Source organism: Microbacterium sp. Leaf351, assembly GCF_001423825.1.
Taxonomy (GTDB): domain Bacteria; phylum Actinomycetota; class Actinomycetes; order Actinomycetales; family Microbacteriaceae; genus Microbacterium; species Microbacterium ginsengisoli.
Genome location: NZ_LMPK01000038.1, coordinates 202,881 through 210,750 on the forward strand (window position 1 = coordinate 202,881; position 7,870 = coordinate 210,750).

Annotated in this window: 8 protein-coding genes; 3 read left to right on the plus strand and 5 right to left on the minus strand. The window is 71.8% G+C overall.

Annotated elements, in window-relative coordinates:
- From ASG00_RS15545 to ASG00_RS13760, 3 genes are all read right to left on the minus strand, one after another.
- Nucleotides 1-660, minus strand: a 660-nt coding sequence (locus ASG00_RS15545) for a zinc-dependent alcohol dehydrogenase (RefSeq protein WP_235559612.1), incomplete at its 3' end; no start/stop codon positions are given.
- Between the two features lie 5 nt (nt 661-665).
- Complete coding sequence (locus ASG00_RS13755) at nt 666-977, minus strand: Dabb family protein (RefSeq protein ID WP_056210277.1); 312 nt, start codon at nt 975-977, stop codon at nt 666-668.
- A 9-nt stretch (nt 978-986) separates the two neighbouring features.
- On the minus strand, nt 987-2,417 hold the full coding sequence (locus ASG00_RS13760; RefSeq protein WP_056210279.1) for an amidohydrolase family protein: 1,431 nt from the start codon (nt 2,415-2,417) through the stop codon (nt 987-989).
- Between the two features lie 126 nt (nt 2,418-2,543).
- On the opposite strand from ASG00_RS13760, the gene ASG00_RS13765 reads away from it, so the two are divergent.
- Both ASG00_RS13765 and ASG00_RS13770 read left to right on the plus strand, forming a co-directional pair.
- Nucleotides 2,544-3,563 carry a ketopantoate reductase family protein gene (locus tag ASG00_RS13765; RefSeq protein ID WP_056210281.1) on the plus strand — a complete coding sequence of 340 codons (1,020 nt, stop codon included), beginning with the start codon at nt 2,544-2,546 and terminating at the stop codon, nt 3,561-3,563.
- 41 nt (nt 3,564-3,604) lie between these two features.
- A complete protein-coding gene (locus ASG00_RS13770; protein WP_056210283.1) occupies nt 3,605-4,639 on the plus strand; it encodes a ketopantoate reductase family protein in 1,035 nt (344 codons plus the stop codon).
- Between the two features lie 78 nt (nt 4,640-4,717).
- On the opposite strand, the gene rlmB is transcribed toward ASG00_RS13770, so the two are convergent.
- Both rlmB and cysS read right to left on the minus strand, forming a co-directional pair.
- Nucleotides 4,718-5,722 (minus strand): 23S rRNA (guanosine(2251)-2'-O)-methyltransferase RlmB, encoded by a 1,005-nt coding sequence (gene rlmB, locus ASG00_RS13775; RefSeq protein ID WP_045246749.1) that lies wholly within the window; start codon nt 5,720-5,722, stop codon nt 4,718-4,720.
- Nucleotides 5,719-7,107, minus strand: coding sequence for a cysteine--tRNA ligase (gene cysS, locus ASG00_RS13780; protein WP_056210285.1), 1,389 nt, complete (start codon nt 7,105-7,107; stop codon nt 5,719-5,721). Before cysS ends, rlmB begins: the two co-directional genes overlap by 4 nt.
- A 55-nt stretch (nt 7,108-7,162) precedes the next feature.
- Here cysS and ASG00_RS13785 point away from each other — a divergent pair.
- A partial coding sequence (locus ASG00_RS13785) for a DMT family transporter (protein WP_156456265.1) occupies nt 7,163-7,870 on the plus strand: 708 nt, incomplete at its 3' end.

The window sequence follows — 7,870 nt, forward strand, 5'->3', positions numbered from 1 at the left end:
GACACGGTCGGCGAGGGTGGCGGTGCCGGCGACGAGCGTCTCCTGTGCGCCCAGGCGCACGGCGAGCTCGAGACGGTCGGCGTTGAGGTCGACCACGAGCACCCTCGCGCCGGTGGCCGCGGCGGCGACCGTGAGGAAGGCGCCGATCCCTCCGACTCCGACGATCACGGCATCGTCGCCGGCCGAGAGTCCACTGCGCCGCACCGCGTGCACGGCGATCGCCATCGGCTGCGCGAGCCCGAGCGTGTCGGACGCGAGTGGCGAGGCGCTGACGTCGAGCAGGATGCCGGCGGGCACGACCGCGTACTGGGCGAGACCGCCGTCACGCTGCAGCCCGGCCGTGCGGTACGACCGGCACAGATTCGTGCGGCCGGCGCGGCACGGCTTGCAGGTGCCGCACGAGATGCCGGCACCGCAGACGACCCGCGCGCCGACGGCGAGGTCGACACCGGCGCCCACCCGCTCCACCGTGCCCGCGAACTCGTGCCCGAGGGTGACGGGCAGCTCGGTGAGCTGCGGCCCCCGGTCGTACTCCGTCGCATCGCTGCCGCACACCCCGCACACCGAGACGCGCACGAGGACCTCCCCCGGGCCGGGGTCGGGCACGGTCCGATCCTCGATGCGCAGATCGCGGGCGGCGTGCAGCACGCCCGCGCGCATCGCGGTCACAGTCGCGCCCCGGCGGGCACCTCGAGCTGCACGGCGCCGCGCGAGGCGATCATGCGTCCGAGCAGGGTGCGGTACACCTCGCCGTGCGCATGGGAGTCGAGGTACGCGTCGAGACCGGCGGCATCGTCGACGAGAGCGGCGACGCCGTAGTCGGCGCCCTGCGGACGCAGATGCAGGTTCGGCCCGCAGCGATAGCCCCGCAGCTCGGGAATGCCCTGCGCCATCCCGGCGAGGGCATCGGTGAGCGCGGTCACGTCGTCGTCGGTGACGTCGTCGTTCCAGTGGAAGGTGGCGAGATGCAGGATCATGTCGGGCGGTCAGTCCTCTTGGTACTGGTAGGGGTTGTCGATGGGGGCTTCGGGGTCGAGCGGCGGGTGCATCCCTTCCTCCCAGGCGGCCTCGCCGAGCTGGGAGCGCACGTAGTCGACCGACGCGGCGACGGCGTCGCGGGCGGGCGCGATGTCGAGGTCGATGCGCGTTCCCCGGTACTTCACGACACGGCCGTCGATCACGACCGTGTGGATGTCGGCGGTGCCGGCCTGGTAGACGACGTGCGCGTGCGGGTTGAGGATCGGCGTCATCGTGGGCGACTGATCGTTCTTCAGCAGCACGAGGTCGGCCTTCTTGCCCGGCGTGATCGAGCCGATCAGGTCGGACATTCCGAGCGAGAGCGCGCCGCCCATGGTCGCCATCCACACGACGTCCTCGGCGCGCAACCGGTTGACGTTGACCGTCTCACCGCGGCGGTGGGCTTCGAGGTGGTCGCGGGAGCGGTCGGAGCTGAGCGTGGCGCGCATGGCCGAGAAGAAGTCGGCGCTCCACCAGACACTCGTGTCCATCGAGAGGGAGGCCGGGATGCCGTACTTGCGGATCTCCCAGGTCGAGGGATACCCCTGGCCCGCGCTCTGCTCCGACTCGGTGGCGACCGAGACCGTGCCGCCGGTCGCGGCGATCTTCTGGTAGCTCTCGGCGCCGAGGCTGGCGGAGTGCACGTAGGTGATCTGATCGGTCATGACGCCCGCGTCGTACATGTTGCGGATACCCACGTCTCCGGTCGCGCCCCACACTCCGGCGTGGGTGGTGACCCGGATGCCGAGGTCGCGCGCGAAGTCGAACGCGGCTCGCTCGGGGAAGTCGTCGGAGTCGGGCACGTCGAAGGCGAGCTCGAGCCCGAGCAGGTCGGTGCGCGGGAGGTCGTCGATCCACCGACGCACGGCCGGATCCGCGCTCCACTCCCACGGCGCCCCGAGGTAGTTGCCGTAGCCGAGCACGAACCTGCCCGGGATCTCCCGGAATGCCGCGACCGCGGCATCCGCGTAGTCGGGGGTGCGCAGAGCGTGCGACCAGTCGAGGGTCGTGGTGACGCCGACGTCCACCGACTCGAGGGCGCTGAGCAGGTTGCCGGCGTAGATGTCCTCGGGACGGAACACCTCGCCGTGCTGCAGGTAGTAGAAGACGAAGTACTGGCTCAGCGCCCAGTCGCCGCCGTAGCCGCGCAGCGCCGTCTGCCACATGTGGCGGTGGGTGTCCACCATCCCGGGCATGAGGATGCCGCCGCTGCCGTCGATCTCGACGGTGCCGTCGGGCACCTCGAGGCGAGGGCCGACGGCGGCGATGCGGTCATCGACGACGAGCACGTCGCCGTCGCGGATGACGCCGGGCGTGTCGACGGTGATGACGGTGGTGTTGCGGATGACGAGAGGCCGGCCGGGCGTGAAGTCCTCGGCATGGGCGGTCGGGTCGCTCATGAGTTCTCCTCTTCGAGAATGTTCAGCGTTGATTTACACTTTGACCACGAATGTGGGCATTTGTCCAGTACTCGGGCCCGAGTGTTCATTCAGACTTCAGTGCCGAAGCCGTCGAAGGAGACCCCCATGACCCGCATCGCCATCCTCGGCTCCGGAGCGAACGGCGCCTCCATCGGTGCCGACCTGCTGCTCTCCGGACACGATGTCACGCTCGTCGAGCAGTGGCCGGCGCACGTCGAGGCGATGCGCGCCGACGGCCTGACGATCGAGACGCCGCACCGCACCGTGCACGTCGATCCGCCGGTGCTGCACCTGTGCGAACTCGCGGAGCAGCGGCATCCGTTCGATGTGGTCCTGATGCTCGTGAAGGCCTACGACTCGCGCTGGGCGGCGGAGCTCATCCGTCCCCACCTGCGGCCGACGAGCCTCGTCGCAGGGGTGCAGAACGGCATGTCCACGGCGGCGATCGCCGACGTGGTGGGAGCGGACCGCACGATGGGGACGGTCATCGAGGTGTCCTCGGCGATGACGGAGCCCGGACGGGTGACGCGCTATTCCGACACCGACCAGTCGTGGTTCGCGGTCGGCGCGCTCCCCCGCTCCGCCGCGTCAGGGCGGGAGGAGGAGGTCGCCGCGCTGCTGCGTGAGGCCGGCCGCGTCGAGGTGGTCGAGGACATCCTCTCGACGAAGTGGATGAAGCTCATCAGCAATGCGACGGTGCTCGTGCCGACCGCGATCCTCGGGCTCCCCATGGCCGACGCCATCCTGGTGGAGGGCATGCGGGAGGTCATGCTCGCCGCGGGCGAGGAGGCGCGTCTCGTGGGGGCGGCGGCGGGGCGCGACGTCCTGCCGATCTTCGGCCTGAGCGCCGATGACCTCGGCCGGCCCGACGCTGTCGTCTCGACCCTGCTCGACACGCTCTACACCGGGTTCGTGCGCCCCGGGGCCACGACCACGGTGCTGCAGGACTGGACCAAGGGCCGTCACAGCGAGGTCGACGACATCAACGGCACGGTCGTCGCCGAGGGCGCGCGCGTCGGCGTCGCGACGCCGGTCAATGCGCGCATCGTCGCCGTCGCGCACGAGATCGAGCAGGGGGTGCGCGAGGCGCATCCCGACAATCTCACGCTGTTGCGTATTGCTTAACACCCTGTACAGTCAAGCTGACCCGTCGCAAAGGAGCACGCATGTCCTCTCCCCGCATCGCCTTCGTCGGAACCGGCGCTCAGGGCGCCGGTATCGGCGCCGATCTGATCCGTGCCGGCCTCGACGTGACCTTCATCGAGCAGTGGCCCGCCCACGTCGAGGCGATGCGCGCGAACGGCATCACCGTGCACCTGCCGACCGAGACGCAGAACACGCCCGTCGACGCCCTCCACCTGTGCGAGGTCGCGACGCTGCGCGCGCCGTTCGACATCGTGTTCGTGCTGGTCAAGGCGTACGACACCCGATGGGCCGTCGAGCTCATCGCCCCGCACCTCGCCCCCGACGGCCTCGTGGTGGGGCTGCAGAACGGCATGTCGCTCGACGACATCGCCGAGATCGTGGGCGCCGAGCGCACGATCGGCGCGGTCATCGAGATGGCCTCGAACATGTTCGAGCCCGGTGTCGTGACCCGCCAGAACGCGCCCGAGAACTCGTGGTTCGCGGTGGGCGGCATCGTGCCCTCCGCCCAGGCACGCGCGCACGAGGTGCAGGCGGTGCTGCGGCACGCGGGGGTCGTGGAGGTGTCCGCCGACATCCGCTCGTCGAAGTGGATGAAGCTCGTCGCCAACGCCGGCGAGCTCGTGCCGTCGGCCATCCTCGACGAGACTCTGTTCGACGCCGTGCGGATGCCCGGCGTGCACGAGTTCATGATCGAGTGCGGCAAGGAGGCGGCGCGGGCCGCCGTGGCCGACGGGTCGACGCTCGTGCCCATCTTCGGCCTCACGCACGACCAGGTCACCGGTCCCGATCAGTACGCGGCCGACCTGCTCGGCGAGGTGCTCGACAAGTACTCGCTGCCCGACACCCGCACCACGGTGCTGCACGACTGGATGAAGGGCCGCCACTCGGAGTACCGAGAGGTCAACGGCCTCGTCGTCGACGTGCTCGAGCGGGTGGGCGAGGCCGCCCCGGTCAACGCCCACGTCGTCGAGATCGCCCGACGCATCGAGGCGGGCGAGCTCGAGCGCGGCCGCCATAACCTCGACCTGCTGCTGCGCGTCGGCGTCCACGTCTGAGGCGCGCGCCGGCCGCGGCGGGCCGCCAGGCCGTCGGCTGCGTCAGGCCGCCGGCGCCGTACCGGGCGGCCGGCCGCGTCAGGCCGCCCCGCCCCGCATCGTCGCGATCTGGTAGAGGGCGACGGATGCCGCGATGCCGGCGTTCAGCGACTCGGTCGCCGCCGAGATCGGGATCGACACGATCTGGTCGCAGGTCTCGGTGACGAGCCGGGACAGCCCCTCCCCCTCGGAGCCGATGACGATCACGACGGGACGGTCGGCGAGCTCGAGCGCGGGAAGCGCCACATCGCCGCCCCCGTCGAGACCGAGCACGAACACGCCCTGCTTCTTGAGCTCCTTGAGCGTGGCGGTCAGGTTGCCGGCGAGCGCCACCGGGACCCGGGCCGCGGCGCCGGCGCTCGTCTTCCAGGCGGCCGAGTTGACGCCCGCGCTGCGGCGCTGCGGGATGATGACGCCGTGCCCGCCGAAGGCGGCCGTCGAGCGGATGATGGCACCCAGATTGCGCGGGTCGGTCACGCCGTCGAGCGCGACGAACAGCGGCGTCTGGCCGCGGCCGACGACCTGCTCGAGGAGGTCCTGCGGGTGCGCGTACTCGTACGGCGGAACCTTGAGCGCGACGCCCTGGTGCACGCCGTCGAAGCCCGCCATGCGGTCGAGCTCGGGCCGGGTGACCTCGAGCACGGGGATGCCGCGGTGCGACACGATCGACAGCATCTCCTTGACGCGGTCGTCCATCTCGACGCGCTGCGCGATGTAGAACGCGGTCGCCGGGATGCGTGCGCGCAGCGCCTCGAGCACCGAATTGCGGCCGGTGACGGTCTCGGTGTCGTCGCTCTGCTTCGGGCGCCCGCCGCGGTTGGGGTTCGAGCCGGCGATCCGCTGGCCGGGCTTGCCCTTGCCGCCCGCGGCGGCGTAGCGCTCCTGCGCCGCCTTGCGCTTGCCGGCGACGTGCCAGGCGCGGTCCTCGGCCTTGGGGGTGGGGCCTTTGCCCTCGAGAGCCTTGCGGCCCTGGCCGCCCGATCCCTTGACGGCGCCCTTCTTCAGCGACTTGCGTGCGCCGGGTCGTCCTGCTGGCTTGGTCATTCGATGCTCCAGTGGGTTCCGTCGGGAGTGTCTTCGAGGGCGATGCCGGCTCCCGCGATCGCGTCGCGGATGCGGTCGGCGGCCGCCCAGTCCTTGTCGGTGCGCGCCTGGGCGCGCTGGTCGATGAGCTGACGCACGAGCACGTCGAGAGCGGATGCCGCGGCCCCCTGCCCGGCGCCGGGGGCGGGCGCGTCGAGGCCGAGCACCGCGGTCATCGCGAGCACGGCGCCGGCCGCGGTGGCCGCGGCATCCCGATCGCCCTCGTCGAGTGCGGCGTTGCCGGTCCGGACGGTCTCGTGCAGCACGGCGAGCGCCTGCGGCACGCCGAGGTCGTCGTCGAGGGCCGCGCCGAAGGCGGCGGGCAGCACGGCGTCGGGCACCTCGCCGAGGGTGCGCAGCGCCCGCGTGCGGAAGGCGGCGATGCGGTCGAGCGCGGCGGCGGCCTCGTCGAACGCACGGTCGGAGATGTCGAGGCTCGAGCGGTAGTGCGCGGCGGCGAGCGCGTAGCGCACGACGAGCGAGGGACGCTCGGCGAGCACGTCGGCGGCGAGCACGAAGTTGCCGAGCGACTTCGACATCTTCTGGCCCTCGACAGTCACCAGGCCGTTGTGCACCCAGTAGGTCGCGAACGCGTCGCCTGCGGCCGTCGACTGGGCGAGTTCGTTCTCGTGATGGGGGAAGCGCAGGTCGAGTCCGCCGCCGTGGATGTCGAAGGCGCCGCCCAGGTAGCGGCGCGACATCGCCGAGCACTCGATATGCCACCCGGGGCGACCCGCACCCCAGGGCGCACCCCAGGTGGCGTCGGCGGGCTCGTCGGGCTTCGCGCCCTTCCACAGAGCGAAGTCGTGCGGATCGCGCTTGCCGCGCGGGTCGGCGTCGGCGGCCGCCTCCATCGCGTCGAGGCCCTGCCGGGTGAGGCTGCCGTACGACGGCCACGAGCGCACGTCGAAGTAGACGTCGCCTGAGCCGTCGGGGGCCACGTAGGCGTGCCCCCGCGCGATCAGCGTCTCGATGAGCTCGATCATCTGCGGAATCGAGCCGGTCGCGCGCGGCTCGTACGTCGGTGCGAGGATGCCGACCGCGGCATACGCGGCCGCGAACTCCTGCTCCATGCGGTACGCCAGCGCCCACCAGGGTTCGGCAGCCGACGCGTTGGCGATCACCTTGTCGTCGATGTCGGTGACGTTGCGCACGAAGGTGACGCGGCCGTAGCGGTGCGCGAGCCAGCGACGGAGGATGTCGAAGCTCAGCGCCGCGCGCACGTGACCGATGTGGGGGCCGGACTGCACGGTCGGGCCGCAGACGTACATCGTGACGTGGGAGGGGTCGATCGGCACGAAGTCGCGCAACGCCTGCGCCTTGGTGTCGTAGAGCCTCACAGTCACCGTCCCAGCCTACCGGCGCACGGGCGCGCGCCCCGGAGCCGGTAGAACTGATGACGTGCCCGCCATTCTCGCCGTCCTCGCCGCCGCCGTTCTGTTCGGCACGACCGGCACATCGCAGGCGCTCGGCCCGGCGGGGACCACCCCGCTCGGCGTCGGCGCGATGCGCCTGCTCGTCGGCGGCACCGTGCTGGCGGTGGCCGGCTTCGCGCTGGCGGCGCGGGCGCGGGCGCGCCGCGGCATCCGCAATCCCCGGCTCTCGCGGCGCGCGGTCCTGCTCATGGTGGTCACGGGCGTCTGCCTCGCCGGCTATCAGCCGCTGTTCTTCCTCGGCACCTCGCGCAACGGCGTCGCGATCGGCACGGTCGTCGCCCTCGGGTCCGCCCCCGTCCTCGCGGGATTGCTCGAATGGATGCTGCGCCGACGCGCCCCGCGACCGGTGTGGCTGGTGGCGACGGTGCTCGCGCTCGCGGGGGTCGCGATCATCACGCTCGGCGGCGAGGGCACCGGGGCCGTCGACCCGCTCGGCGTCGTGGGATCCGTCGGCGCCGGGGCCGCGTTCGCGATGTACGCGAACGCGCAGCGGCGGCTCATGGACGACGGCTGGGATCCGTTCACCGTCGCGGGCGCCATGGGACTCACCTCGGCGCTCGCGGCTCTCGCGATGGTGCCGTTCGCCTCGTTCGCGTGGCTCGCCGATCCCCGGGGCGTCGCGATGGCCCTCTGGCTCGGGGTGGCGACGATCGCGGTGGCATACGTGCTGTTC